General features: G+C 71.6%; 21 protein-coding genes and 1 pseudogene. 12 read left to right on the top strand and 10 right to left on the bottom strand.

Features of this window, described 5'->3' with window-relative positions:
- Positions 1-32 precede the first annotated feature (32 nt).
- Positions 33-1,217 carry a zinc-dependent alcohol dehydrogenase gene (locus tag IE134_RS12715; RefSeq protein ID WP_189430503.1) on the top strand — a complete coding sequence of 395 codons (1,185 nt, stop codon included), beginning with the start codon at positions 33-35 and terminating at the stop codon, positions 1,215-1,217.
- 36 nt (positions 1,218-1,253) lie between these two features.
- Here IE134_RS12715 and IE134_RS12710 read toward each other — a convergent pair whose 3' ends face one another.
- From IE134_RS12710 to IE134_RS12690, 5 genes are all read right to left on the bottom strand, one after another.
- Positions 1,254-2,048, bottom strand: coding sequence for a SigB/SigF/SigG family RNA polymerase sigma factor (locus IE134_RS12710; protein WP_030714339.1), 795 nt, complete (start codon positions 2,046-2,048; stop codon positions 1,254-1,256).
- Positions 2,049-2,220: 172 nt separating this feature from the next.
- Entirely contained in the window at positions 2,221-2,889 is a 669-nt protein-coding gene (locus tag IE134_RS12705; protein WP_098895463.1) for an HAD family hydrolase, read from the bottom strand.
- 41 nt (positions 2,890-2,930) lie between these two features.
- The gene (locus IE134_RS12700; RefSeq protein ID WP_126932050.1) at positions 2,931-3,407 is read right to left on the bottom strand and encodes a DUF5709 domain-containing protein; all 477 of its coding nucleotides are present in this window, start codon (positions 3,405-3,407) and stop codon (positions 2,931-2,933) included.
- Positions 3,408-3,462: 55 nt separating this feature from the next.
- Positions 3,463-3,789, bottom strand: a complete 327-nt coding sequence (locus tag IE134_RS12695) for a hypothetical protein (protein ID WP_030714332.1) — start codon at positions 3,787-3,789, stop codon at positions 3,463-3,465.
- A gap of 261 nt (positions 3,790-4,050) precedes the next feature.
- A complete protein-coding gene (locus tag IE134_RS12690) occupies positions 4,051-4,788 on the bottom strand; it encodes a GAF and ANTAR domain-containing protein (protein WP_030714329.1) in 738 nt (245 codons plus the stop codon).
- Positions 4,789-4,996: 208 nt separating this feature from the next.
- Between IE134_RS12690 and IE134_RS12685 the strand changes: the two genes are divergently transcribed.
- The 9 genes and pseudogenes from IE134_RS12685 (at position 4,997) to IE134_RS12645 (ending at position 16,282) form a co-directional block, all read left to right on the top strand.
- Positions 4,997-5,473, top strand: coding sequence for an STAS domain-containing protein (locus IE134_RS12685; protein ID WP_189430501.1), 477 nt, complete (start codon positions 4,997-4,999; stop codon positions 5,471-5,473).
- A 564-nt stretch (positions 5,474-6,037) separates the two neighbouring features.
- Positions 6,038-6,766, top strand: coding sequence for a GAF and ANTAR domain-containing protein (locus tag IE134_RS12680; protein ID WP_030714325.1), 729 nt, complete (start codon positions 6,038-6,040; stop codon positions 6,764-6,766).
- An 81-nt stretch (positions 6,767-6,847) separates the two neighbouring features.
- Complete coding sequence (locus tag IE134_RS12675) at positions 6,848-8,164, top strand: ATP-grasp domain-containing protein (RefSeq protein ID WP_030714323.1); 1,317 nt, start codon at positions 6,848-6,850, stop codon at positions 8,162-8,164.
- A gap of 56 nt (positions 8,165-8,220) precedes the next feature.
- On the top strand, positions 8,221-10,254 hold the full coding sequence (locus tag IE134_RS12670; protein ID WP_030714320.1) for a CocE/NonD family hydrolase: 2,034 nt from the start codon (positions 8,221-8,223) through the stop codon (positions 10,252-10,254).
- Positions 10,255-10,277: 23 nt separating this feature from the next.
- Positions 10,278-10,873, top strand: a pseudogene (locus IE134_RS12665) (cation:proton antiporter domain-containing protein); the annotation flags it as partial.
- A 243-nt stretch (positions 10,874-11,116) separates the two neighbouring features.
- Entirely contained in the window at positions 11,117-11,683 is a 567-nt protein-coding gene (locus IE134_RS12660) for a PadR family transcriptional regulator (protein ID WP_030714317.1), read from the top strand.
- Between the two features lie 65 nt (positions 11,684-11,748).
- Positions 11,749-13,473 (top strand): acyl-CoA dehydrogenase family protein, encoded by a 1,725-nt coding sequence (locus IE134_RS12655; RefSeq protein ID WP_189430499.1) that lies wholly within the window; start codon positions 11,749-11,751, stop codon positions 13,471-13,473.
- Positions 13,474-13,573: 100 nt separating this feature from the next.
- Positions 13,574-16,102, top strand: coding sequence for an ATP-dependent Clp protease ATP-binding subunit (locus IE134_RS12650; RefSeq protein WP_189430497.1), 2,529 nt, complete (start codon positions 13,574-13,576; stop codon positions 16,100-16,102).
- A 3-nt stretch (positions 16,103-16,105) separates the two neighbouring features.
- Positions 16,106-16,282, top strand: a complete 177-nt coding sequence (locus tag IE134_RS12645; protein ID WP_179888215.1) for a hypothetical protein — start codon at positions 16,106-16,108, stop codon at positions 16,280-16,282.
- A gap of 64 nt (positions 16,283-16,346) precedes the next feature.
- Here IE134_RS12645 and IE134_RS12640 read toward each other — a convergent pair whose 3' ends face one another.
- The gene (locus tag IE134_RS12640) at positions 16,347-18,677 is read right to left on the bottom strand and encodes an FdhF/YdeP family oxidoreductase (protein ID WP_030714306.1); all 2,331 of its coding nucleotides are present in this window, start codon (positions 18,675-18,677) and stop codon (positions 16,347-16,349) included.
- 355 nt (positions 18,678-19,032) lie between these two features.
- Here IE134_RS12640 and IE134_RS12635 point away from each other — a divergent pair, with 355 nt between their 5' ends.
- Positions 19,033-19,686 (top strand): DUF1345 domain-containing protein, encoded by a 654-nt coding sequence (locus IE134_RS12635; RefSeq protein ID WP_030714299.1) that lies wholly within the window; start codon positions 19,033-19,035, stop codon positions 19,684-19,686.
- A 10-nt stretch (positions 19,687-19,696) separates the two neighbouring features.
- On the opposite strand, the gene IE134_RS12630 is transcribed toward IE134_RS12635, so the two are convergent.
- On the bottom strand, positions 19,697-20,458 hold the full coding sequence (locus IE134_RS12630) for an IclR family transcriptional regulator (RefSeq protein WP_030714297.1): 762 nt from the start codon (positions 20,456-20,458) through the stop codon (positions 19,697-19,699).
- Between the two features lie 156 nt (positions 20,459-20,614).
- Between IE134_RS12630 and IE134_RS12625 the strand changes: the two genes are divergently transcribed.
- Positions 20,615-22,510 (top strand): serine/threonine-protein kinase, encoded by a 1,896-nt coding sequence (locus tag IE134_RS12625; RefSeq protein ID WP_189430495.1) that lies wholly within the window; start codon positions 20,615-20,617, stop codon positions 22,508-22,510.
- Between the two features lie 21 nt (positions 22,511-22,531).
- On the opposite strand, the gene IE134_RS12620 is transcribed toward IE134_RS12625, so the two are convergent.
- From IE134_RS12620 to IE134_RS12610, 3 genes are all read right to left on the bottom strand, one after another.
- Positions 22,532-24,211 carry an alpha/beta hydrolase gene (locus IE134_RS12620; protein WP_098018337.1) on the bottom strand — a complete coding sequence of 560 codons (1,680 nt, stop codon included), beginning with the start codon at positions 24,209-24,211 and terminating at the stop codon, positions 22,532-22,534.
- Between the two features lie 90 nt (positions 24,212-24,301).
- On the bottom strand, positions 24,302-25,666 hold the full coding sequence (locus IE134_RS12615; protein ID WP_098018339.1) for a sensor histidine kinase: 1,365 nt from the start codon (positions 25,664-25,666) through the stop codon (positions 24,302-24,304).
- Positions 25,663-26,334, bottom strand: a complete 672-nt coding sequence (locus IE134_RS12610; protein WP_032768691.1) for a response regulator transcription factor — start codon at positions 26,332-26,334, stop codon at positions 25,663-25,665. Before IE134_RS12610 ends, IE134_RS12615 begins: the two co-directional genes overlap by 4 nt.
- Positions 26,335-26,361: the final 27 nt, after the last annotated feature.

Genomic DNA, 26,361 nt, shown 5'->3' with positions numbered 1-26,361 from the left:
GGCGACCGGACCGTACAGAAAGGAGTGCGACCGTGCGCGCGTTGACCTATCAAGGAAAGCGGGACGTCCGAGTGGAGACCGTCCCGGACCCGCGGATCCAGGACCCGACGGACATCATCGTCAGGATCACGTCCTCCGGCATCTGCGGCTCCGATCTTCACCTGTGCGAGGTGCTCGGGCCCTACCTCGACCCCGGCGACATCCTCGGGCACGAACCGATGGGAATCGTGGAGGAGGTCGGACCCGACGTCACCGCCGTCGCTCCGGGGGACCGCGTCGTGATCCCCTTCAACGTGTCCTGCGGCTACTGCCACATGTGCGGGCAGGGGCTGCACTCCCAGTGCGAGACGACCCAGGTGCGTGAGCGCGGGATGGGCGCGTCCCTGTTCGGGTTCACCAAGCTCTACGGGCAGGTGCCCGGAGGGCAGGCGGAGTATCTGCGGGTCCCGTTCGGCAATGCCCTGCCCATCAAGGTTCCGGACGGCCCGCCGGACGACCGGTTCGTCTTCCTCTCCGACGTCCTGCCCACCGCCTGGCAGGCCGTGGAGTACGCGGACATCCCGCCCGGCGGCAGCGTCACCGTGCTCGGCCTCGGCCCGATCGGCGCCATGGCGGCGAGGATCGCCCTCCACCGGGGCGCCGGCCTCGTCATCGGGGTCGATCTGGTCCCCGAGCGTCTCGATCGGGTCAGCGGGTACGGCGCCACCTGCCTCGACCTGCGCCGTTACGGCAAGAACCTCGGGGACGCCGTCCGCGACCTCACGGACGGGCGCGGCACGGACGCGGTGATCGACGCCGTGGGCATGGAGGCCCATGGCTCGCCCGTGGCCAAGGCGGCGCACACGGCGGTCGGGCTGCTGCCCGACGCGCTCGCCCAGCGCCTGATGGAGACGGCGGGCGTCGACCGCCTCGCCGCTCTGCACACGGCTGTCGACCTGGTGCGCAGGGGCGGCACGATCTCCGTCTCCGGTGTCTACGGTGGCTCCGCCGACCCGATGCCGATGCTCACCCTGTTCGACAAGCAGATCCAGCTCCGTATGGGCCAGGCCAACGTCAAACGCTGGGTCGACGACCTGCTGCCCCTGCTCGTCGACGGCGATCAGCTCGGTGTGGACTCCTTCGCCACCCACCACCTGCCGCTCGAAGAGGGGCCTCAGGCGTACGAGACGTTCCGAAAGAAGGGCGACGGCATGATCAAGACCCTGCTCATCCCCTGACCGGGCCTGCTCCGGCCCGCCAGGGGGTCCCTGCCCTCAGAGGGCTCCCTGGAGCACGCCCTCACGCACCCGCTCGCAGGACTGGCTGAGCAGGCGCGACACGTGCATCTGCGAGATGCCGAGGCGTTCGGCGATCCGCACCTGGGTCATGTCCTGGAAGTAGCGCAGGTAAAGGATGGTCCGCTCTCGCTCCGGAAGCTCTCGCAGCCCCGGCTTGGCGGCCTCACGGTCGACAGCGGTGTCCAGGGCCGTGTCGCAGGACCCCAGCCGGTCGAGCAGGGGCGAACCGCCCTCCACGCCCGCGGGTTCGGCGTCCAGGGAGAGCGCGCTGTAGCTTTCCAGGGCCTCCAGCCCCAGCAGCACGTCCTCCTCGCCGAGCCCGGTGGCGGAGGCGATCTCGGCGCAGGTCGGGGACCCGCCCCCGCTGCTCTGCGCCAGATCGCGGCGGGCCACCCGCACCCGGTTGCGGAGGTCCTGGACGCGGCGCGGCACATGGACGTCCCAGGTGTGGTCGCGGAAGTGCCGCTTCAGTTCCCCGGTGACGGTGGGTACGGCATAGGTCTCGAAGGCCTTGCCCCGCTCCGGGTCGTAGCGGTCGACCGCCTTGACGAGCCCCATCGCGGCCACCTGCCGCAGATCGTCCATGGCTTCGCCGCGGTTGCGGAACCGGGTGGCGATCCGGTGGGCCATCGGGAGCCATGCGCAGATCGTCTCCTCGCGCAGCGCGTCACGCTCCGGCCCGGGAGAAAGCGCCCGTAGCCGCCGGAACGCCCGGTCGGGCGATGCGGTGTCGGTAGGGCGATCGGGCTCGGGGGCGGGTGCTGCCTGCATGGCGGTCACTCCTCGTCGACAATGCGTTCGGGGCCGCCGCGGGAAGGTCGCCGGGTCGGACAGATGCGGCCCGGAATCCCACGGGCGCGCCTCTTGTCCGAAGCACAGAACACCCCATACCCGTCGTAAGGGGTGCTAAACGCAAATGCTGCGAGGCTTCGGTCCGCGCGAGTCAGCCGGGGCCCGCCCCGAACGGGCTGTCGTCGAGGTGGTCGAGCAGGTCGGCGACGTCCAGGTAGACCACGTCCGCCCCCGCCCGCTCCAGGTCGGCGCGCGGGATACCGCCCGACAGGAGCGCCACCGCGCCCACCCCGGCCCGGGCCGCCGCCTCCATGTCCCACACCGTGTCGCCCACGAACACCGCCTGATCCGGAGTGACACCGGCCAGTCGGCAGGCCAGCTCCACGGGCTCCGCGGACGGCTTGCCCCGGTCCACGTCGTCCGAACTCGCCGTGTCCCGGATCGCCTCGTCCGCGTCCACCGCCCGCCGCAGCGCCGCGAGCTCCGCGCCGCTCGCCGAGGTGGCGAGGACGACCTGCCAGTCACGTCCTGCCAGGGTGCGCAGCAGGTCGCCCGCACGCCGGAAGGCGGGGATCCGGTCGAAGTACGTTCCGTAGAGGACCGTGTGCGCGGAGCTGATGGCCTCGTCCTGCCCGGGATCCCGGTCGGCCCCGAGCAGCCGCTCGATCAGGTCACCGGAGCCGAGCCCGACCGCCCGGTGGATGTCCGGCATCGGCACCGTGTGCCCGGCCTGCCGGAACGCCTCCCACCACGCCACCACGTGCAGGTGGTTGGTGTCCGTGAGCGTGCCGTCCACATCGAATATCGCCGCGCCTGCCATGCTCAGCCGTTCCTCTCGCCGCGCACCGTCTTCCCTCGCTGTCAGCTGTCGCGGCTCTGGAGGGTGTCTTCCTCCTCCGTGACATGGACGGCGGCTTCCTCGGCCGACGCGGCGCCGCCGTCGATGCCCACGTCCTCGGCGAAGATGTCGTTCTCCCGCCCGGTCGCGTCGTCCGCGCCACTGAGCCGGCCTGCCCGGGGCTCGACGGTGGATCCTTCCTGGGGTTCCCCCTCGCCATCGGCGAGGTCGCCGATGCCGTCGCCGGCGGGCGGCTCCACATCGTCGACCTCCTGGGCGAGCCGCTGGTCCAGCGATTCGCCCTGGCGCTCCTCTGCCCCCGTCGTGCCGAACTTGGTCACACCCAGGGGGCGTTCGGGAGGGCTGTAGCCCTCCTCCATCTGATCGTCCAGGTCCCGTTCGTCGAGCGTGTTCTCCAGGTCGAGCTCATCGTTCGGGGGAATCGAGCCGTCGTCGTCCTGCGGCTGGTACACATCGTCGCCGCGTGCGTCTGCGGGCATGTTCTGCTCCTCCGTCGTTCGGGCGGCTGTCCGGCCGGATGGTGCCGACCGCTGGTCAGCGCCCGAGGGCCTTGCGGAGCTGTTCCTTGTTCATGGCGGAACGCCCGTCGATGTTCTTCTTCTGCGCCTCCGCGTACAGCTGGTCCTTCGTGGGACCCTGCGCGCCCTTGTGGGAGCGTTCGCCGCCGCGTTCGTAGGCGGACTTCCTGTCCTGAGTCGACGTCCTGCTCGCCGTCCTCGACTCGCCGGACCGGGCGCGCTGCTTGTTGACGGTCCGGGCCGCGATCTCCTTCGCGCGGCCCGTCGAGGCGCCCTGTTCCTCCTGGCTCTCCTTGATGTGCTCGTACTGCCGTTCACGCTTCTTGTTCGATCCGGCCGGCATGACGTGCTCCTCACTCCGTCTCGGGGGACGACCCCCGCGTTTCCCGTACGGATCCCACTAAACAACGCGCACCGGAACGACGCTCCTGGAGGCGTGGCAAGGAGTAACACTCTGAAGCCGGCGGGCGGCGCCGATGGCTGCTTTCCCAACCGTTCGGCGCCTGGGCTCCGCGTACGCCGGAATACCTGCTGCTGGAGTACCCCTGCAACGGATACCAAACATGCACCGGCCGACGTTCGGCCGTACGTGTCCGCATTCAGGTCACGGACGGGGGCGCAGGCCGGGGCCGCCGGTGGGAGGGGCGCCGGAGACGCTGCTGACCAACTGCGCACAGAGGTCCCGGAGTTTCACGTTGCGATGCTGCGACGCGGTACGCAGGGTCTTCAGCGCCTCCTCCGAACTGCAACGGCGCTGGTTCATGACGATCCCGGCCGCCTGGTCGATCACGGCGCGTGACTGGAGGGCGGCTTCCAGGTCGGCGGTGAAGGTCCGGGTGTCCGCGAGCCGCTGGGCGAGCGCGACGGCCCCCGTCGCCTGGGCGGCGAGTGCGCGTAGTCCGCCCAGATCGACGTCCTCGAAGCCGTTCTCCTTGGGCGAGTAGAGATTCAGGGCGCCCGCCGTGTGGGAGTGCGCCGCGATCGGCAGGGAGAGCGACGACCGGGTCCCGGAAGCGACCGCAAAGGCGGGGTAGCCGTTCCAGCGGCCCTCCTCGCGCATGTCGCCCACGTAGACCTCGTGCCCGTCGCGCAGCGCCTCCAGACAGGGGCCGTCGTCCTGCCCGTACTGGGCCTCGTCCAGGGGCGGTGCGCTGATGCCCGCGCTGGCCACCGTCAGCGGGCGGTTCTCCCGCTCCAGCGTGACCCCGCACCCGTCGGCCGTGGGGGACATGCGCAGGGCGTTCTCGGCGAGCGCGAGGAGGAACTCGTCCAGCGTGTCCGTGTCCAGCAGGAGAGAGACGAGGTCGGGCGGCCCCGGCGTGAGCACTCCGTCATCGGTCATGATCGCTCCCTTCCGGGTCCGGGCCCTGTGACCAGCATGGCACTCTACGGACCGTGCCGCGCTACCCCTCCGCGTACCCCCTCCGGGAGCGGACACCGCCCCAGGCCTGCCGCCGTCGCACAGGTGTCGAGCGCCGAAGAATGGGCATACGAACCCGACGCAGGTCAGGAAGCGGCCGCGCACTCAGCCCTGCTTCCCTGGAGTGCCCATGTTCCTGCTCAGCTATCACCTCGACGCCGCCCACCTGGTCGTGGAACTCGGCGAAGTGGTCGACCTCGACAACGAGGCGGCGATCGAGCGTGAGATCGTCCGCCTGCTGCCGTGCTGCGGACCCCGGGCGATCATCGTGGACATCGGTACCCCCTTGCTCACCCCCCGGGCCCTGGGGCTCCTCCTGCGGGTACGGGGCCAGGCCGAGGAGCGCGGCATCTCGATGGCCGTGGTGGCCGGGCACGACATGGCCCGCGAGATCCTGCGCGCTGCCGGGCTCCACCGTGTGCTGCGGGTCGCCGCCACCTTCCCGGGCGCGGAGCTGCGCAGCCGGGGGTGCCGACCGGAGCCGGAGGCGTCCCGGAACGCCAGGCCCGGCGGCCGACGAAGTGTGCCGCCGGCCGCCGGGGACTCGCCGCGACCGCGCGGTCCGTACGCCGACACGTCCCGGCCCCGCATCCCGCGGAAGCACTGACGGCCGGAGGCGGTGGCCGAAACTGACGGGGATCGACTGCGCGGTGCACACCCCGCGGAGTCGATCCCCGTCGTGCTGCGGCGATTTCGGGCCGGAGCGGGCCAGCTCGGCGACGCCGGGCCGACCGGGCCGGACGGGAGAGGGCATAATGAGGCGCTGGAGGTCAGGAAACGGCCCGTAAGAATTCTTCCTGCCTCCGTGGAGTTTCCCGTGAACCTCTGTTCCCGTCGCCGCGCCGCCCTCATGGCCCCGGTCCTGCCGCCGTCCGCCGGCGTCTCCTGTGCCGCGTGCGTGCCTCAACGGTCACCCCGCAGCCGGCCACCCGCGACGAGACACCGCCCCGCAGCCGGTCCGCCGACAGCCCTTCGCCCCACGGCCGTCGGCGCGCCGACCCGTCCGCGGCCGTCCCGCTTCCACGACTGACCCCTTCACCGCCCCACGCCCGGAGCCCGCTCGGCGCCGGTGTGTCGGTGGCGGCTGCCCTGTCCCCGGCGGCCCGGACCACGCCGCCCAGCTCTGCCCCGCCCTTTTCAGCGGCGGGTCACCGCCCAGAACGAGATGATCATGACTGACAGGCCCGTGGCCGAGGCGCCGGACACGACCGCGCTGCTCCTGGAGACCACGTCGCTGGACGACTTCCTGCGTGCCCTCGCCCGGAGCGCCCTCGCCCTGGTGGATGAGGCCGACGGCTGCGGCATCACGCTGGAGAGGCTCGGGCGTCCCGTCACCGTCTCCAGCGTGGGGGCCTCCGCGACGAAGCTGGACGAGGCCCAGTACGGCCAGGACGACGGCCCGTGCCTTCAGGCGATGCGCACGGGCCAAGAGGTCAGCGTGCCCGACACCCTGCGGGAGAGCCGCTGGGCCGACTACCCGGCCTACGCCGCGGTCTGCGGCGCCCGCTCCTCGCTGTCGTTGCCGATCGCACCGCACAGCCACACGGCAGGAGCGCTGAACTTGTACGCGCCCGTCCCGCACGCCTTCGACAGGGCCGATCTGACGGCGCTGAGGCTCCTCACCGCGCAGGCCACCGGTGCCATCGCACTGGCCCAGCGCATCGCGGACACCGAGGAGTTCGCCGCGGACCTGGAGGCCGCCCTGCGCTCGCGCACCGTCATCGACCAGGCGATCGGCGTCGTGGTCGGCCAGCAGCGCTGCACCCCGGAGAAGGCGTTCGACGTCCTGCGCACGGCCTCCCAGCACCGCAACATCAAACTGCGCGAACTCTGCGCGGAGCTGATCGCCAGTATCACCGGTGAAGCCCCGCCGGAGGGACGGATCCAGCCCCGGACCTGAACTGCGTTCCTGGCAGCTTCGTTTGAATACCCGCACTCGGGTAGACGGCGCAGGTCCCCGCCCCGAGCCGAAGGAGAATCCGTGTCCCGGGATCTGCGCAAGAACATCTTCATCCTCGGACTGGACGAGGCGAACCTGCGGACGCTGGAAGCCGTTCCGGACGCCCGCCACCACCGCCTCCACCCCCTGCTCAGCGTCAAGGAGCTGCAGGAGGACGAGACCACCGTCGACGAACTGCTGGCCCGGGCCCGGGCCGTGCTCGACGCGCACGAGGGAAGCATCGACGCGATCGTCGGCTACTGGGACTTCCCGGTGAGCACGCTCGTGCCCCTGCTGAGCGCGGAGTACGGCACCACCAGCACCAGCCTCGAATCCGTCGTCAAGTGCGAGCACAAGTACTGGAGCCGGCTGGAGCAGCAGAAGGTCATCGACGAACACCCCCGCTTCGGCATGGTGGACCTGGAGAGCGACGATCCGCAGCCGCCGGAGGGGATGAGTTTCCCCATGTGGCTGAAGCCCGCCCTCGCCTACTCCTCCGAGCTGGCCTTCGGCGTCTCGGACATGGACGAATTCCGTACGGCGGTCGCGGAGATACGCGAGGGCATAGCCCGGGTCGGAAAGCCCTTCGAGGCGATACTCGATCTTCTGGAACTCCCGCCGGAGATGGCGGGGGTCGGAGGCCAGGTCTGTCTGGCCGAAGAGACGATGACGGGCATCCAGGTCGCTGTCGAGGGATACGTCCACCAGGGCGAGGTCACCGTCTACGGCGTGCTCGACTCGATCAACTACCCCGATTCCTCGTCCTTCCTGCGCCACCAGTATCCGAGCACCCTCCCGGCACCGGTGATCCAGCGGCTCCACGAGGTCAGCGAACGCACCATGCGGCAGATCGGCATGGACTCCGCGACCTTCAGCATCGAGTTCTTCTACGACCCGAAGACCGCCGACATCAGCCTGCTGGAGATCAACCCCCGGCACTCCCAGTCGCATGCGGAGATGTTCGACTTCGTCGACGGCGTGCCCAACCACCACCGGATGTTCCGGCTCGCGCTGGGCGGCGACCCGGCCGTGCCGCCGGGCGGCGGTCGCTACAAGGTGGCCGCCAAGTGGTACTACCGCTGGTTCGGCGAGGGGCGCGTGCACCAGGTGCCGACCGCCGAAGACATCGCCGCCATCGAACGGGACATCCCGGGCGTCCGCATCGACATGGTTCCCGACGAGGGCCAGCGACTCTCCTCGGTCAAGGGCCAGGACAGCTACAGCTACGAACTCGCCCACATCTTCACCGGCGGGGAGGACGAGGACGACATCCGTCGCAAGTTCGACCAGTGTGTCGCCGCCCTCGGCCTGAGCTTCGACGAGACCGAACCGGGCGGGCGCGGCCGGAATTCATCGTGACGCCCCGGGTACCCGCCCCCACCGGACCCGACGTCAGGAAGGACCCTGCCAACCGCATGCGATTCGTCGAGCACCTCCCGCACGAGACCCGCCGCGAGGACCACGTCACCATCACCATGTCCGACGGGGTGCGACTGTCGGCCCGGATCTGGCGTCCCACCACGTCCGACACGGACCCGGTCCCCGCGGTCGTGGAATGCATCCCCTACCGCAAGAACGACCTCACCTCGACCCGCGACGCCATCCACCACCCCTACATCGCGGGCCACGGCTACGCATGCGTCCGCGTGGACCTGCGGGGGACGGGAGAGTCGGAGGGCGTCCTGCTGGACGAGTACCTGGACCAGGAACAGCGCGACGCCGAATCCGTGCTGGCCTGGGTCGCCGCGCAGCCCTGGTGCGACGGGAGCACCGGGATGATGGGCATCTCCTGGGGCGCTTTCGCCGCGCTCCAGACAGCGGCCCGCCAGCCCGAGAGCCTCAAGGCCATCGTCATCGCGTCGTTCACCGACAACCGGTACGCGGACGACATGCACTACCTCGGCGGCGCCATGCTCTCCGACAACCTCGCCGAGGCCGGCACGATGTTCGCGTACGCCACCTGCCCGCCCGACCCGGAAGTGGTGGGGGAGCGGTGGCGCGACATGTGGCGGGAACGGCTGGAGGCCGCCAGGCCCTGGGTCCTGGAGTGGCTCCGCCACCCGCACCGCGACGCCTACTGGCGCCATGCCTCCCTCAACGAGGACTACGCCCGGTTGCGCTGTCCCGTGCTTGCCTCCAGCGGCTGGGCGGACGGCTACTCCAACGCCGTCACCCGGCTCCTGGCCAACGTGGACGTACCCCGCAGGGGGCTGATCGGCCCCTGGTCCCACAAGCTCCCGCACCTCGGGGAGCCCGGCCCCGCCATCGGCTACCTCCAGGAAGTCGTCAAGTGGTGGGACCACTGGCTCAAGGGCGTCGACAACGGGGTGATGGACGGGCCCATGCTCCGCACCTGGATGCAGGAGAGCGTTCCGCCGTCCACGTCCTACGAGGAGCGTCCCGGCCGCTGGGTCGCCGAACCCTCCTGGCCCTCGCCGCAGATCAAGGAAGTGGAGCATCCGCTGCGGGGCTCCGTCATCGTGACGACCGACGACGAGGAGCCCGCTCCGCGCGCCCGTACCCGTACGGTCCGCTCACCGCTGTCCGTGGGCCAGTTCGCCGGGAAGTGGGCCTCGTACAACGCTCCGCCCGACCTGCCCTACGACCAGCGCGAGGAGGACGGCGGCTCCCTGGTCTTCGAGACCGAACCGCTCGCCGAACGGTTGGAGATCCTCGGCTCGCCCTCCGTCGACCTGGAGGTGTCGGCCTCCGCCCCGGTCGCCCAGATCACCGCCAGGATCTCCGACGTGGCACCCGACGGCAGCGCCACGCGCGTGACGTACGGCGTACTGAACCTCACCCACCGCGAGAGCGACGAGCACCCGCAGCCGCTGGAGCCCGGTCGGCGCTGTCACGTGCGCGTCCCGCTGAACGGGGTCGCGCAGGCGTTCCCGCCCGGCCACCGCGTCCGGCTCTCCCTCTCGACCTCGTACTGGCCCCTGGTGTGGCCGGCTCCGGAACCCGTCCTGCTCACCGTCCACGAGGACGGTGGCGCACTGACGCTGCCCGTACGCCCCACCGAGGAGCCGGACGGCATGCCCCAGGCGGACTTCGGGGAACCGGAGGGCTGCCGACCGCCGCCCGTCACCCGGCTGACCGAGCCCGAACAGGCGTGGAACGTCTCCCGAAGCCTGGTGGACTACCACTCGGCCCTCGACATCGTGAAGGACCGGGGGACGCAGCGCTACGAGGAGAACGGCATCGAGGTGGGGCTGCGGGCCTGTGAGAGGTACACCTCCGTGGCCGACGACTTCTCCTCCCTGACCGGCCGCTCCGCGTGGACCATGCGGTTCTCCCGGCCCGGCTGGGACGTCCGGGTCGAGACGAGCACCGTGCTGACGTCGAACGCCGACGCGTTCACCGTCGATGCCACGCTGGATGGTTACGAGGACGGCCGCCGGGTCTTCTCCCGCACCTGGAACGAGACCGTTCCCCGGGACCTGGCCTGATGACCCGGCAAGGAAGCTGAGGCGGGGTGGCGATGCCGCTGACCATCGGGGCGACGGCGATCGCCGCGTGGGGGGTGCTCGGCTGGCCGGTGTCGGTGGCGCTCCTGGTGGCGGCGGTCCTGGCGCAGACGGACCCCGTGCTCGCGTCCGAGGTGCGGGTGGGCGAGCCGTCCGCCGCGGAGAACGACGGGGACGAGGTCCGCTTCGCGCTGACCAGCGAGGCCGGGTTGAACGACGGCCTGCCTTCCCGTTCGTCCTCGCGGCCGTCGCACTCGCCGCCGCAGGGGGGAACTGGACGGGAGGCTGGCTGACCCACTGGGTCTGGAGCTACGTGCTCGTTCGGATCGCCGTGGGCGTGGCCGTCGGCCTCGCCCTGGGTCTCCTGCTGGGGCGGGTGCTTTTCCGCTCCCGTTCCCGGTCGCTGCGGCTCGCCGAACAGGGCGAGGGGTTCGTGGCGCTCGCGGCGACCTTCCTGGCCTACGGCCTCGCCGAGGCCCTGCACGGCTACGGCTTCCTCGCGGTCTTCGTCACCGCGTGCGCCCTGCGCAGGTCGGAGCACAGCCATGGCTACCACCAGGTGATGCACGGCTTCGTCGAGCAGATCGAACTACGCCTGCTGTGAGGGCGACTTCGGTCCGTACGAACGGGAGATGCGGACGGTCGTCGTCTTCGCCGTCCTGACATCCGTGGTGGCCCACGGGGTGGCCGCGGCCCCGGTGACGTCCTACCTCGACCGGCGCTCTGAGCGCAGTCGCCCTGACCCGGGCTCCCGAACGGGGACGGCACCGGAGCCCGGGTGAGCCGCGTCTCACCCGGGCTCCACGCCTTGTCTATGCAACGAGTTGCATAGAAGGATCGCCGTATGGCCCTCGACCACGCGATCCTCGTCTCCCTGCTGGAGCGGCCCGGCTCCGGCTATGAGCTGGCCCGGCGGTTCGAGCGGTCCATCGGCCACTTCTGGACCGCCACCCACCAGCAGATCTACCGCGTCCTGGGCCGCATGGTGACCGACGGCCTCCTCCTGGTCCGCGAGGTGGAGCAGCAGGGCCGGCCGGACAAGAAGGAGTACTCCGTCACCGGGCCCGGCCGCGCCGCCCTCGCCGTGTGGCTGCACAAGCCGATCGAGCCGGAGAGCCTGCGGCACGACCTCGCCGTGAAGATCCGGGGCGCGGCCTTCGACGACCCGGCCGCGCTGATCGCCGAGGTCGAGCGCCACCGCCAGGTACACCGCGACCGGCTGGCGCACTACCTCGCGGGGGAGCTGCGCGACTTCACCGGGCCCGATGCCCCCGCGCCGCAGGACGCCGGCCAGGAGCTCCAGCACGTCGTGCTGCGGGGCGGTATCGCATACGAGCGCATGACGATCGCCTGGCTCGACGACGTACTCGCCACGCTCCACCGGCTCGAAGCCGCGGGCCCCGGCGCCTGAACGGCGCCCCGCCCGCCACCTCCGTACCACCGACGAAACCCTCACCCTCCCGGAAGGCACCCGCCATGGCCGACTCCGCGTCGCTCCTGTTCAACCCGCGCACCTACGACCCCGAGCACTTCGACCCGGAGACCCGCAGGCTGCTCCGCGCCACCGTCGACTGGTTCGAGGCGCGCGGCAAGCGCCGGCTGATCGAGGACTACCGCTCCCGCGCCTGGCTCGGCGACTTCCTCGACTTCGCCGCGCGGGAGGGCCTGTTCGCCACCTTCCTCACCCCCGCATCCGCCGCGGGGAAGGACGACCAGCGGTGGGACACCGCCCGGATCGCCGCACTCAACGAGATCTTCGGCTTCTACGGCCTCGACTACTGGTACGCCTGGCAGGTGACCATCCTCGGTCTCGGCCCGGTCTGGCAGAGCGACAACGCCGAGGCCCGCGCCCGGGCGGCCGAACTCCTCGCCCAGGGCGAGGTGTTCGCCTTCGGTCTCTCCGAGAAGATCCACGGCGCCGACATCTACTCCACCGACATGCTGCTGACGCCGGACGGCGAGGGCGGTTTCCGGGCCTCCGGCTCCAAGTACTACATCGGCAACGGCAACGCCGCCGGTCTCGTCTCCGTCTTCGGCCGCCGCACCGACGTCGAGGGCCCCGACGGCTACGTCTTCTTCGCCGCCGACAGCCGCCACGAGGCGTACCGGCTCGTGAAGAACGTCGTCGACTCCTCCAAGTACGTCAGCGAGTTCCACCTCGCCGACTACCCGGTGGCGCCCGCCGACATCCTGCACACCGGCCGCGCCGCCTTCGACGCCGCGCTCAACACCGTCAACGTCGGCAAGTTCAACCTCTGCACCGCCTCCATCGGCATCTGCGAGCATGCGATGTACGAGGCGGTCACGCACGCGAGCAACCGCATCCTCTACGGGCGCCCCGTCACCGCCTTCCCGCACGTGCGCCGCGAGCTGACCGACGCCTACGTCCGGCTCGTCGGGATGAAGCTGTTCAGCGACCGCGCCGTCGACTACTTCCGCTCCGCCGGGCCCGACGACCGCCGCTACCTCCTCTTCAACCCGATGACGAAGATGAAGGTGACCACGGAGGGCGAGAAGGTCATCGACCTCATGTGGGACGTCATCGCCGCCAAGGGCTTCGAGAAGGACAACTACTTCGCCCAGGCCGCCATCGAGATCCGGGGCCTGCCGAAGCTGGAGGGCACGGTCCACGTGAACCTCGCGCTGATCCTGAAGTTCATGCGGAACCACCTGCTCAACCCCGTCGACCACCCGGCCGTCCCGACCCGTCTCGACGCCGCCGACGACGCGTTCCTCTTCCAGCAGGGACCGGCGCGCGGCCTCGGCTCCGTACGCTTCCACGACTGGCGCACCGCGTTCGACGCGTACGCCGAGGTGCCGAACGTCGCCCGCTTCCGAGAGCAGGCCGACGCCCTGTGCACGTTCGTCGAGACGGCCGCCCCCGACGAGGAGCAGAGCCGCGACCTCGACCTCCTCCTCGCCGTCGGCCAGCTCTTCGCCCTCGTCGTCCACGGCCAGCTGATCCTGGAGCAGGCGCGGCTGACCGGCCTGGACGAGGAACTGCTGGACGAACTGTTCGCCGTTCTCGTCCGCGACTTCTCCACCCACGCCGTCGAACTGCACGGCAAGGACTCCGCCACCGAGGACCAGCAGAGCTGGGCGCTGGGCGCGGTCCGCCGGCCGGTCGTCGACGCGGCCCGTTCGGCCCGGATCTGGGAGCGTGTGGAGGCGCTGTCGGGGGCGTACGAGATGGGGCAGTAGACCGCTTCCGGCCGGGGCGGCACCGGGGGGCCGCTCCGTTTGCGGGGTGGCGGACATCGCGTTTGAGTGGGAGGGCCCCCTCGCCTTCCCTGGAGCAGACATGTCGATGGCGTTCGGTTCCCCTCTCGGTCCGTCCGATCCGTTCAGCGACCTGCTGAACCGGTTCTTCGGTATGTCGCCCGCGTCCTCGCCCCCCGCGATGCAGCGCGTCCCGATCGGGCGGCTGCTGACGGAGTCCTCCCACGAGCTGCTGGGCCGGGCGACGAGCAAGGCGGCCGAAGACGGCACCGCGGACCTCGACACCGAGCACCTGCTGTGGGCGGCGACCCAGGTCGAACCCGCGCGCGGGCTGCTGTCCCGCGCGGGGGTCGACCCCGACGCGCTCGCCGCGCAGCTCGACGAGGTGCTGCCCCGGGAGTCCTCCGAGCCGTCCGCCGAACCCGGGCTCACCCCGGCGGCGAAGCGGACCCTCACCGCCGCCTACGCCCGCTCGCAGGCGGCCGGGGTGTCCTACATCGGGCCCGAGCACATCCTCGGCGCGCTCATCGACGACGCGGACTCCGGGGCCGGGCGGTTCCTGGGGTCGGACGATCTCGATGTGGGGAAGCTGCGCGGCGCGGCCGACCGGGCGGCGGGCCCGGACGGGGCTCCCGGCGGGGCCAAGCAGCCCGCGACCACCCTGGACGAGTTCGGCCGGGACCTCACGGAGGAGGCGAAGGCGGGGAAGCTCGACCCCGTGGTCGGGCGGGCCGAGGAGATCGAGCAGACCATCGAGATCCTCTCGCGGCGCTCCAAGAACAACCCCGTCCTCATCGGCGAGCCCGGCGTCGGCAAGACCGCCATCGTCGAGGGCCTGGCCCAGAGCATCGTCGCGGGCGAGGTCCCCGACACCCTCAAGGACAAGCGGGTCGTCTCCCTGGACCTGTCCGGCATGGTTGCCGGAGCCCAGTACCGGGGGCAGTTCGAGGAGCGGCTGAAGAAGGTCATCGAGGACGTGCAGAAGGCCGAGGGGGAGATCATCCTCTTCATCGACGAACTCCACACGGTCGTCGGCGCCGGTGCCACCGGCGAGGGCTCCATGGACGCGGGCAACATGCTCAAGCCCGCACTCGCCCGCGGCGAACTGCACGTCGTCGGCGCGACGACGATCGACGAGTACCGCAAGCACATCGAGAAGGACGCCGCCCTGGAACGCCGCTTCCAGCCCGTCCTGGTCCCGGAGCCCACCGTCGAGGAGACCGTACAGATCCTCGAAGGACTGCGGGACGCCTACGAGGCCCACCACCAGGTCCGCTTCGCCGACGGAGCCCTCACGGCGGCCGCCGAGCTGTCCGACCGCTACATCAGCGACCGCTTCCTGCCCGACAAGGCCATCGACCTGATGGACCAGGCCGGGGCCCGCGTACGGCTGCGCAGCGCGAACCGCTCCACCGAGGTCGTCAGCCGCGAGGACCGCCTCGCCAAGCTGCGGCGCGAGAAGGACGAGGCCGTCGTCGGCGAGGAGTTCGAGAAGGCGTCCGGGCTGAAGCAGCAGATCGCCGAGGTCGAGGGCGAACTCGCCGGGATCGAGGAGCGCCGCGAGGGCGTCGTCTCCGTCACCGCCTCCGACATCGCCGACATCGTCTCCCGCCGCACCGGCATCCCCGTCTCCCAGCTCACCGCCGGCGAGAAGGAGAAACTCCTCAAGCTGGAGGAGGAGATGCACGCCCGGATCGTCGGCCAGGACGAGGCCGTCACCGCGGTCTCCGAAGCCGTACGCCGCAACCGCGCGGGCATGGGCGACCCGAACCGGCCCGTCGGCTCGTTCCTCTTCCTCGGCCCCACCGGCGTCGGCAAGACGGAACTGGCCAAGACCCTGGCCGAGCTGCTGTTCGGCCAGGACGACCGCATGATCCGCTTCGACATGAGCGAGTTCCAGGAGAAGCACACGGTCGCCCGGCTCGTCGGAGCCCCTCCCGGATACGTCGGTTACGACGAGGCCGGCCAGCTCACCGAGAAGGTGCGGCGCAACCCCTACAGCGTCGTCCTGTTCGACGAGGTCGAGAAGGCGCACCCCGACGTCTTCAACACGCTGCTCCAGATTCTCGACGACGGCCGCCTCACCGACGGACAGGGCCGCACCGTCGACTTCCGCCACTGCGTCGTCATCATGACGTCCAACATCGGCGCGCACCGCATCCTCGCCCACGAGGGCGACGCCGCCGAGCTCAAGGACGAGCTGATGGAGGAGCTGCGCGGCCGGTTCCTCCCCGAGTTCCTCAACCGCATCGACGACATCATCGTCTTCCACAGCCTCACCGAGGACGACCTGTCCGAGATCGTCGACCACCTTCTCGACCGCAGCAAGCACCGCGTCCACGCCCAGGGCATGACCCTGGAGGTCACCGAGGCGGCGAAGAAACTCCTGGTCGCCCACGGCTACCAGCCGGAGTTCGGCGCCCGCCCGCTGCGCCGCACGATCCAGACGGAACTGGACAACCGCGTCGCCTCCCTGCTGCTCGGCGGCGAAGCCGACCCCGGGGACACGATCGTCGCCGACGTGGTCGACGACTCCCTGCACTGCACCATCCGCAAGGGCGACGGCGCCGTAGAGACCCCCGACGCCGACACCCCCGACGGCGAGGAGTGAGCGATGTCCCATCACCACCACAAGTCGAACGAAGAGGTCGAGGGCGACCCGGACACCGGCCACAGCCGCGGGATGCCCCGCCGCCCGGACGAGAAGCGACTCGACGAGCGCCTGGAGGAGGACCGCGAGGAAATGGGCCTCGCCCCGGACGGGAAGAGCCGGAGGAAGAAGACCGACTAGCGCCGTGGGAACGGCCCGGCCCCGCGAGATCTCGGCCGGGCCGTTCCCGTTCGGGCGCCCGGCTTCAGGCGCCCGGCATCACCGTGATCTTGACGTGCTTCATGATCGGCTGGTCGCTCTGGGTGCTGTAGTCGCCCAGCGCGCACAGCACGTTCATCTCCGGCATGTACCCGGCCGCACAGCCGCGCGGAATGTCGTACGGGATCGCCGTGTAGCCGTTCAGGAACCGCCGGCTGCCGTCCTTCGCCGTGCTCGTGATGTCGACCGGACCCATGTCGGCGATCCCGCGCTCGCGCATGTCGGCCCGGTTCATGAAGATCAGCGTGCGCAGGTTCTTGATGCCCCGGTAGCGGTCGTTGTCGGAGTAGATGGTGGTGTTCCACTGGTCGTGCGACCGCATCGTGCCGAGCGCCAGGGTGCCGGGCTCGGGCACCACGTCGGGCAGCGGGGCCGCGGAGAACTCGGCGCGCCCCGACGGGGTCAGGAAGACCAGCTCGCGGGCGGGCTGCTTGATCCGGAAGCCGAGGGGCAGCCGGACCCGGCGGTTGAAGTCCTCGAAGCCGTCCAGGGCCTCGGCCATCGTGTCCCGGATCCGGTCGTAGTCCTCGATGTACCAGTCCCAGGGGGTCTCGCTGTCCGGCAGGGCGGCGCGCGCCATCCCGGCGACGATCGCCGGCTCGGACAGCAGGTGCGGGGAGGCGGGGCGCTTCATCCCGAGGGACAGGTGGACCATGCTCATCGAGTCCTCGACCGAGGTGCTCTGGACGCCGCCCCGCTGGTGGTCCTTCTCGGTGCGGCCGAGGCACGGCAGGATCAGGGCCGCGCGGCCGTGGACGACATGGCTGCGGTTCAGCTTGGTGCTCACCTGGACGGTGAGGTCGCAGGAGCGCAGCGCCGCGTACGTGGCCGGGGTGTCGGGCGCGGCGAGCGCGAAGTTCCCGCCCATCCCGACGAACACCTTCACCGCGCCCTCCTGCATCGCCTGGATCGTTCCCACGGTGTCCAGGCCGTGTTCGCGCGGCGGGTCGATCCTGCAGGCCTCGGCGAGCCGGTCCAGGAACTCCTCGGTGGGGCGGTGGTCGATGCCGCAGGTGCGGTTGCCCTGGACGTTGCTGTGCCCGCGCACGGGGGAGGGGCCCGCGCCCTCCCGGCCGAGATTGCCGCGCAGCAGCAGGAGGTTGACGATCTCGCGGACGGTGTCGACCCCGTGCTCGTGCTGGGTGAGGCCCAGGCACCAGCTGACGATGGAGCGGTCCGCCTCCTCGTACACCTGCGCCGCCTTGAGGATCTCGGCGCGGCTCAGCCCGGACTGGTGCTCCAACTCCTCCCAGGGCGTGGCCTCGCACAGCTCCCGGTACTCCTCGAAGCCGGTGGTGTGACGGTCGATGAAGATACGGTCCAGGGCCTTGGGGTCGCTCGCCGACTTCTCCAGGACCGCCTTGGCCATGCCGCGCAGCAGCGCCATGTCACCGCCGATGCGCGGCTGGAGGTTGAGCGTGCTGGTCTTCGTGGTCTTGAACAGTGCCATGTCCGTGAAGTCGTGCGGCACGATGGTGCGGGTGGCCGCCGCCTCCACCAGCGGGTTGACGTGCACGATCTGCGCGCCGCGACGGTCGGCCTCGGCGAGGGCGGTGAGCATCCGGGGCGCGTTCGACGCGGCGTTGACGCCCAGGATGAACAGGGCGTCCGCGGACTCCCAGTCCTTGAGGTCGACCGTGCCCTTTCCGGTGCCCAGGGAAGCCTGGAGGGCCCGCCCGCTGGCCTCGTGGCACATGTTGGAGCAGTCCGGCAGATTGTTCGTGCCCAGCTCGCGGGCCATCAGCTGGTAGAGGAAGGTGGCCTCGTTGCCGAGCCGGCCGGAGGTGTAGTACGCCGCCCGGTTCGGGCTGTCGAGCCCGCGCAGGGTGGCTCCGACCAGCTCGAACGCGTCCTTCCAGCTGATCGGGACGTAGTGGTCGGATGCGGGGTCGTACACCATCGGCTCGGTCAGCCGGCCCTGGTTCTCCAGGTCGTAGTCGCTCCACCCGTACAGCTCGGTCACCGAGTGCGCGGCGAAGAACTCCCGCCCGACGCGCTTGGGTGTCATCTCCCAGGTGACGTGCTTGATGCCGTTCTCGCAGATGTCCAGGTGCAGGCCCTTGGTGTCGTCCGGCCACGCGCACCCGGGGCAGTCGAAGCCGCCGTTCTCGTGGTTCATCCGCATGATCGCGCGGGGGCCGTCCACCAGCGCGCGTTCCTCCACCAGGAAGCGGGTCACGCTCTTCGCCGCTCCCCACCCCGCGGCGGGATGGTGGTAGGGCCGGAACTGCGGATCGCCCTCGGGGACGGGACCGACCCGGGGCTCCAGGGACTCCTGCGCGTCCTCGCCGGTGCTGGCGTCCTTGTCGATGCTCACGGAACTTCCACCCTTTCACCTGCGATGACGGCGGGTACGACGGGCTCGGGGACCGGCTACGGCGGGTCGACGGACATGGTGGGGCGTAACGGGTCCTTCCGGCAGGCTATGCCGGGTGTTTCCCGGCTGCCAGTCGGCGCCGAGGCCCGCTGCCGGTCGGCGCCGAGGCCCGCTGCCGGTCGGCGCCGGGGCCGCTCGCGGCCGAGTCCGAGGCCCGCTTCCGATCAGCCGCGACACCGCTCCGGAACTGCGGGCCGGATCACCCGCGCATACGCTGACATGGTCCGGCCCCGGCTGCGGGGAACGCCTCGCGGCACAGGGCTCAGGCTCCTCGGGCAGCCACGTGAGGCCCCCCATGAACCACATCGACACGTACCGTCGGTTCCTGCTCCCCGCCGTTCCCCGGCTCGCGGGCTCCGCGCTGGTCGGAGCCGCCTTCGGCGTACTGGTCGGCGCCCTCCTCACCAACGTGCCGCTGGGCTTCCTCGTCGGGATAGCCCTCGCCCAGACCGTCTTCGTCGTCACGGGATGGCTCGTCCTGTGGCCGATGGACGCCGCCGCGACCCACGACAACGCCCGGCGCGAGGAGTTCCGGCCCGTCGCCGAGGAACTCGTCGTCGTCACGGCCGCCCTGTCCGGTCTGGTCGGCATCGTGCTGTTGCTGCTGATCGGCGACTCGGACCTGAGCCACACGGCGGCCGCCTTGGCGCTCGGCGGCGTGTTCATGTCCTGGGCGGCGCTCCACCTGATGTACGCGGCCCGTTACGCGTACATCTACCACCAGACGCCCGGCGGCGGGATCGACTTCAACACGAAGGAGCCGCCGCGCTACATCGACTTCCTCTACTTCAGCTACAACCTGGGCATGACGTACCAGGTCTCCGACAACAACGTCTCCACCTCCAGGATCCGCGCCGTCGCCCTCCGTCACTGCCTGCTGTCGTACATCTTCGGCGCCAGCATCCTCGCCACCACGATCAACCTGGTCGCCGGCATCGTCACCGGCTGAGGCGTACGGATCAGCACTCGGGGAGTGTCAGCCGCCGGGTCACGCGCAGCGCCGACTCCAGCAACCGCGCCCTGACCTCCGTGGTCCGGTACATCCGGTCCGACCGGAACGAGATGCCGATCGAACCGATCTGGTCACCGTTGTAGACCGGCACCGCCGCGCACGTCGTGCCCCGTGAGTACTCCCCGCGGTCCATCGACATCGGGCCCGATGGGGCGGCGTCGAGCTCCCGCAGCAGTTCCTCCCGGCGCGTGATCGTGCGGGGGGTGAGGTCGGCCAGGGCGTGCCGGGAGAGGTAGTTGGCGCGGGCCTCCGGGTCCAGCTCGCGCAGCACGCTCTTGCCGAGCGCGGTCGCGTGCCCGGCCTCCTGGAAGCTCACCCAGACGTTCACGCGGGGGGCCCGCGGGCTGTCGACGATCTCCAGGACCCGGATCTCGCCCTCGTCGTAGAGCGTCAGGTAGACGGCGGCGGACAGTCTGTCGCGCAGCGAGGACAGCAGGGGGCGGACGCGCTCCTGCGACGCCAGGCCGTCGTCGGCGGTCAGCAGCCGGGGGCCCCGCTCGTGGAGGGCGAACGCACCGTCGTCCAGCTCGTCCAGATAGCCGTCCCGGGCGAGCTCGTGGAGGAGCCTCCGGGCGGTGAGCTCCGGCAGCTCGGCCGCCCGGGCCAGCTGCTCCACGGAGGCGCCGTCCGGGTGTGCGCCGACGGCCTCCAGCAACCGGAGGTCCTGCCGGACGGACACCGTCGGGTCGGGGCCGGCCTGGTCACCCATGGCACCAGGATGGACCCGGCGCCGGGGAGCGGCAAGGCCGGTCCTCCGGCCGGGCGCAGGCACGGCGGACGACCCGCCCGGCATTCGGTACGCTCTCGTCTGATCTTCGGGGCACGTGCGGGCTCCGGACTGCCGTGACCAGGGGGATGGTTTCTGATGAGCAGCGCGTCTTCGACCGATCCGTTCCAGCCGCTCAAGGCCGACGACCCCGCGGTGGTGGGGGGTTACCGGCTGGCCGCCGTGCTGGGCGCGGGCGGCATGGGCAAGGTGTATCTGTCGTACACGCCCGGCGGGCGGCCCCTCGCCATCAAGGTGATCCGGGCCGAGTTCGGCGAGGACCCGGAGTTCCGGCGGCGTTTCCAGCAGGAGGTGCGGTCCGCGCAGCGGGTGCAGGGGCTGTACACCGCGCCGGTCATCGACTCGGACACCGAGGGCGCGCAGCCCTGGCTGGCCACGGCCTATGTGCCGGGTCCCTCGCTCGCGCACGCGGTGGCCCGGCACGGCGGACTGCCGTTGCGCAGTGTGCTGCTGCTGACGGTCGGGGTGGCCGAGGCGCTCGGGGTCATCCACGGTGCGGGCATCGTGCACCGTGACCTGAAGCCCGCGAACGTCCTGCTCGCCGCCGACGGCCCGCGTGTCATCGACTTCGGTATCGCCCGGGCGGCCGACACGACCGCCCTGACCGGTACGGGTGTCAGTGTCGGCACCCCGGCGTTCATGGCGCCGGAGCAGGCCGCGGCCGGCACCGTCACCCCGGCCACCGACGTCTTCGCCCTGGGCCAGATCGCCGCCTACGCCGCGATCGGCGCGCCCGCGTTCGGTGAAGGGCCCTCGCACGCGGTGCTCTACCGCATCGTCCACGAGGACCCCGACCTCAGCCGGCTGCCTGACGGACTCCGCCCCCTGGTCGGCCGCTGCCTCAGCCGCGACCCCGCCGACCGCCCCGCCCTGGCCGACATCATCGCGATGTGCCACGAGATCTCGCCCGAGCCCCTGCGCCAGGGCGAGGACTGGCTCCCGCAGGAGGTCGCCGGGTCGATCACCGAGCGGCTGCGGATGCCCGCCCCCGCGCCGACGCCGCCCCCGCAGCCGAGCACCGCGCCGACGCCCACCGAGTTCGCCCCGGGGAACGCGCCGACCCCGCCGCCGGGAGGCCCCCACTACACCCCGACCGGTTACGCGGTCGCCTCCGCGCCGACGCAGACCGGACCGGGTACGCCCGGTGCCCCGAGTGCACCGGGTGCGCCGGGCGCACCCGGGAGCGTGCCGCCCGGCCCGTGGCAGCCACACGCGTACCAGCAGGGGCACCCCACCCCGCCGCCCCAGCCCTCCGGCTTCCAGCAGCCCGGTTTTCAGCAGTCGGGGTTCCAGCAACCAGGCTTTCACCAGTCCGGTTTCCAGCAGCCCGGGTTCCAGCAGTCCGGCTTCCAGCCCCAGGCGCCACGCTCCAAGCGGCCGGGTCTGGTCGTGGCCGCGTCCGTCGTCGGCGCGCTGGTCGTGCTCGGCGTGATCGGGGCCCTGCTGCCGGACGACGAGAAGTCCGGCAAGGAGGGCCGGGCCGGGACGTCGTCCTCCAGCGGCAGTTCGGCGGGCAGCGGTTCCGCCGACAAAGCCCGCGGAAAGCCGGTCGATCCCAGGCCCGTCTCGTACCAGGGCATCGATGTGACGGCGAACTACGCACTCAAGCTCGCCGACCACCCGCCCCGGCCGGTGGACGACGAGGACAGCGGCGTCAGTTACGGCAAGGGGGACTTCTACTTCTACCGGGACGAGCTCTTCGGCGACGAGAGGGTGGGCAGCGCCAACGGGAAACTGGTGGTGCTGAAGAACTCGCAGAAGGGCTCGCTGGAGGTCTGCCGTCAGGAGACCCGCTTCACCGAGAAGATCGAGCTCGAACAGCTCACGTCCGGTTCGCAGATCTGTGTGCTCAGCAAGGCCGGACACATCGCCGTGGTGACCTACCGCGGCAAGTCGGGCGCCGACGACCCGAGCCGCTACATCACCATCGATCTGACGGTCTGGCGCAACGCCGAGGAAGCGCAGATGGACTGACGGTCAGTCAGCCCGCCCCGGTCAGCAGGTCGCGCCGGGGTGGACGGGGTTCAGGCCGACCAGATAGGCGTCGACCTTCTCCGTGACACAGGCGCCGCCGCGCCCGTACGCGGTGTGCCCCATCCCCTCGTACGTGAGCAGCATCCCGCCCGGGAACTGGTCCGCGAGGCTCACCGCCTCCTCGTACGGGGTGGACGGGTCACCGGTGGTGCCGACGACCAGCACCGGCACCACCCCGTCGGCGTCGACCCGGTGCGGCGTCCGGCCGCCGGACGGCCAGCCACGGCAGGTGAGTTCGGCGGTCACGCCGGCCGTGCCGTAGGCCCCCGCCGCCTTCTCCGCGCGTGGCAGGGCGTCCCAGTAGGCGTCCAGGTCGCGCGGGTGCGGAACGTCCAGGCAGTTGACCGCGGTCAGTGCGGCGCTCTCGTTGTCGACGGGGGTGAGGTCCTCGGTGGCACCGCTGTCCTCACCACCGCTCTCCTCCTCGGTGGCATCGTCGGTGTCCTCCGGAGCGGGGTCCTCATCGGCCGGGGCCGGCTCCTCCTCGTCCAGCGCGCCCAGTTCGGTCGCGTCCCCCGCGTCCGCCGCCGCCAACGCCCGGGACAGCGGCTCCCATTGGTCCTCCGGGGTGTACATCGCCATCGACACCGCGTCGAGTACGGACGTCGCGTCCATCCCGCCGTACTCCGCGTACGAGCTGTCCTCGGAGACCGGCAGCGGCTCGCGTTCGGCGCGCGTGTACAGCCCTTCGATCAGCGCGCGTATCGCGTCGGGGCTGTCGGCCGGGCAGCTGTCACCCGCGACCTCCGCGCAGTGGTCGGCGTAGTCGTCCACGCTCCGCCGGAACCCGGCCGACTGGCTGAGCACCCGCTGCGACCAGTCCATCGACGGGTCGATCGCCCCGTCCAGCACCATCGCGCGGACCCGGCGGGGAAACAGTTCGGCGTACGCGGTGCCCAGGCTCGTCCCGTACGACCAGCCCAGGTACGTCAGTTCGCGCTCGCCCAGCGCGGCGCGGAGCACGTCCAGGTCGCGGGCCGCGTCCTGGGTGCCGACGTGCCGCAGGAGGCCGCCGCTGTGCCGCTCGCAGTCCTCCGTGGCGGCCCGTGCCCCCTCGGCGGCGGCGGTGCGCTCCTCCTCCGTACGGGGATGGAGCGGTGCGACGCCTTCCGACACGGGCGGCTCCGACGCCGCCTCCTCCTCGGCCTCGTCCTCGCTCGCCGTGCAGGTCAGGGCGGGGACGCTCGCCCCGACCCCGCGCGGGTCGAAGGCGACGATGTCGAAGCGGTCGCGGGCCGCCCGGCCGAACGCCTCGTCCATGCCCTCCTGGAGGGACTGGACCCCGGCCGCCCCCGGCCCGCCCGGGTTGTAGACGAGCGAGCCGATGCGCCGGTCCGGCTTCCCGGCCTCCGCACGCGCCACCGGCAGAACAAAGGTTTTGCCGTTCCCCGGGGCGTCGTAGTCCCGGGGAACGGTCAGTCGCGCGCACACGTACCCCTCCGTGTCGCAGTCCGTCCACCGCAGCCGCTGGCCGTAGAACGCCTTGAGGTCGGGCCGGGACGCGGGGTCGGCCGACGCGGGGGAGGCCGCGGCCCGCCCCGGTCCGGTGGCGGAACCGGCCGTGCAGGAGGTGAGCGCGACCGAACAGGCCAGAGCCAGTGCGGTGACGAGGGCGGGGCGGCGGCGGACGGGGTGGTTCAACGGACTGCTCCCAGGAGTTGGGCCGTGCGGTTCCCCGGCAGCATTCCTGGTCGATGCTGAGTATTTGATGAGTCGGCCCAGTGGCCGGCCTCAGCCCTCCGCAGACGGCCGGTCGCCGCTCGGCAGGCGGAGCACGAACCTGGCCCCGCCGCGCCGCCCGGGTCCGGCCGTGAGGCTGCCGCCGTGGGCGTGCGCGACCCATGAGGCGATGGAGAGTCCGAGCCCCGTCGACCGCGATCCGCTCCGGAACCGGTCGAACAGCGCCCCCGCCACCTCGGGCGGCAGCCCCGGCCCGGTGTCCTCCACCGTCACGGTCGTCGACGCCCCGTCGACGGCCACCGTGACCTCCACCTCGGCCGGGGCCCCGGGCGCATGCCCGTGGACGAGCGCGTTGCCGACGAGATTGGCCACGGCACGCCGTACGAGGTCGGGGTCGGCGACCACCACGGCCTCCCGGGCCTCGACCGTCACCCGGTGGCCGTCCGTGGGCGCGTCCTCCACCACCGCTTCCACCAGCTGGTCCAGACGCAGCGGCTCCACCGCGAGCACGGCCGTCCCCGACATCAGCCGGGCCCGGGTGAGCAGCCCGTCCACCAGCGAGCCCATCCCCTCGGCCAGCCGCAGCGTGCGCCGGTGCACGTCGGTGCTGTCGGTGTCTCCGCGCAGCGCGGTCTCGGCGAGGGTCCGCAGCGAGGCCGCCGGAGTCCGCAGGTCGTGCGCGGCGTCCGCGAGGAACGACTCCTGCCGGTCCAGGGCCTCCAGGGCGGGCCGCACGGCCCGGCCCGACAACAGATGCCCGACCAGCGCCGACAGACACACCAGCAGGGCGCAGCCACCGGTCACCCGCCAGGCGAGCCGCCGGTGGTCGGCCTGCTGCGCGGCGGTGTCCGCCACGGTGACCAGGGCACCCTGCGGGCGGGAGTCCTCCTCGGCCTCGGGCGGGTAGAACGGCAGGGCGAACAGACGCACCGGTTCCCCCGTGGTCGTACGCCCGTCGAGGGACCGTTCCTCGTCGGCGTTCACGGCCGCCGCGGCCGCCCGTCGTACGGCAGGGCCGTCGACGGTGAGGCACGGCCCGCGCGGCGCGTGCTCCACGACCAGGTCCGCCGGGGCGATCCGGCGCGCGTCCCGCGCGGCGTCCGGCGGGACGGACAGCAGGTGGAGGGGCGGGCAGGCGGTCCCGGCCGTGTCGAGCAGCACCCCGGCGTCCAGCCGCCCGTCCTCGTCGGTCTCCAGCAGGCCGAGCGCCCAGTTGGTGTCCGCGCTCATCGTCCGGTCCAGCTGGTCGCGCCAGCGCACGTCGTCGCCCCGCACCGCCCAGGCGGCCATCGCCACCAGCCCCACCGCGCTGGTCAGGGCGAACAGCAGGGTGATCCGGCGGCGGAGCCGACGAACCCGGGCCGTCGGCGTGAGGGGGCGGGAGCGCCGCGACCGCCGGCGTACGGCTCCGGTCACGAGGCCGGGTCCTCCGCCACGGCCAGCCGGTAGCCGGTGCCGCGCACGGTGTGGAGCAGCGGGGGAGCGCCGAGCTTGCGGCGCAGCTGTGAGACCAGGACCTCCAGCACGTTGGACCGGTGCTCGGCCATCTCGTCCCAGCAGCGCTCGACCAGCTCCGCCCGGCTGACCGCCTGGTCGGCCCGGTCGGCCAGCACCTCCAGCACCGCGAACTCCCGGCTGGTCAGCGTCAGCAGCACCCCGCCCCGCCGCACCCGCCGCCGCGCCGTGTCGATCTCCAGATCGCCGACCCGCAGCACCGGCGGGGTCAGCGCCGGGGCGCGGCGGCACAGGCTGCGTACCCGGGCGACCAGCTCCGGGACGGCGAACGGTTTGACCAGATAGTCGTCGCCGCCCCGGGCGAAGCCCTCCACCCGGTCGGCGACGGTGTCCCGGGCGGTCAGGAACAGCACCGGCACCGCCCGGCCGGAGCGCCGCAGCTCCTCCACGTACTCCACGGCGTCCCCCGCGGGCAGCATCCGGTCGAACACGACGCAGTCGTACGCGGTGACGAACAGCGCCTCGTCGGCCTGCGGCAGGTCGACCGCCTCGTCGACGGCGAGCCCGGCGGCGCGCAGGGCCGCGGCCACGCCGAAGCGGAGGTTGGCGTCGTCCTCGACCAGCAGCACTCTCACGCCGTCACCCTAACCGCGCCG

It is taken from the genome of Streptomyces rubiginosohelvolus (assembly GCF_014649875.1).
GTDB classification, from domain to species: Bacteria; Actinomycetota; Actinomycetes; order Streptomycetales; family Streptomycetaceae; genus Streptomyces; species Streptomyces rubiginosohelvolus.
The sequence above is the reverse complement of the archived record's forward strand: the minus strand, read 5'-3'. Positions and strand labels throughout refer to the sequence as shown.

What these genes read in the sequence shown, in the direction of transcription:
- IE134_RS12700 (WP_126932050.1), bottom strand. Translation starts at nt 3,407, where the DNA reads ATGCCCGCAGACGCACGCGGCGACGATGTGTACCAGCCGCAGGACGAC.
- IE134_RS12695 (WP_030714332.1), bottom strand. Translation starts at nt 3,789, where the DNA reads ATGCCGGCCGGATCGAACAAGAAGCGTGAACGGCAGTACGAGCACATC.
- IE134_RS12685 (WP_189430501.1), top strand. Translation starts at nt 4,997, where the DNA reads ATGTTCCTGCTCAGCTATCACCTCGACGCCGCCCACCTGGTCGTGGAA.
- IE134_RS12670 (WP_030714320.1), top strand. Translation starts at nt 8,221, where the DNA reads ATGCGATTCGTCGAGCACCTCCCGCACGAGACCCGCCGCGAGGACCAC.
- IE134_RS12645 (WP_179888215.1), top strand. Translation starts at nt 16,106, where the DNA reads ATGTCCCATCACCACCACAAGTCGAACGAAGAGGTCGAGGGCGACCCG.
- IE134_RS12705 (WP_098895463.1), bottom strand. Translation starts at nt 2,889, where the DNA reads ATGGCAGGCGCGGCGATATTCGATGTGGACGGCACGCTCACGGACACC.
- IE134_RS12635 (WP_030714299.1), top strand. Translation starts at nt 19,033, where the DNA reads ATGAACCACATCGACACGTACCGTCGGTTCCTGCTCCCCGCCGTTCCC.
- IE134_RS12680 (WP_030714325.1), top strand. Translation starts at nt 6,038, where the DNA reads ATGACTGACAGGCCCGTGGCCGAGGCGCCGGACACGACCGCGCTGCTC.
- IE134_RS12655 (WP_189430499.1), top strand. Translation starts at nt 11,749, where the DNA reads ATGGCCGACTCCGCGTCGCTCCTGTTCAACCCGCGCACCTACGACCCC.
- IE134_RS12625 (WP_189430495.1), top strand. Translation starts at nt 20,615, where the DNA reads ATGAGCAGCGCGTCTTCGACCGATCCGTTCCAGCCGCTCAAGGCCGAC.
- IE134_RS12710 (WP_030714339.1), bottom strand. Translation starts at nt 2,048, where the DNA reads ATGCAGGCAGCACCCGCCCCCGAGCCCGATCGCCCTACCGACACCGCA.
- IE134_RS12690 (WP_030714329.1), bottom strand. Translation starts at nt 4,788, where the DNA reads ATGACCGATGACGGAGTGCTCACGCCGGGGCCGCCCGACCTCGTCTCT.
- IE134_RS12660 (WP_030714317.1), top strand. Translation starts at nt 11,117, where the DNA reads ATGGCCCTCGACCACGCGATCCTCGTCTCCCTGCTGGAGCGGCCCGGC.
- IE134_RS12630 (WP_030714297.1), bottom strand. Translation starts at nt 20,458, where the DNA reads ATGGGTGACCAGGCCGGCCCCGACCCGACGGTGTCCGTCCGGCAGGAC.
- IE134_RS12650 (WP_189430497.1), top strand. Translation starts at nt 13,574, where the DNA reads ATGTCGATGGCGTTCGGTTCCCCTCTCGGTCCGTCCGATCCGTTCAGC.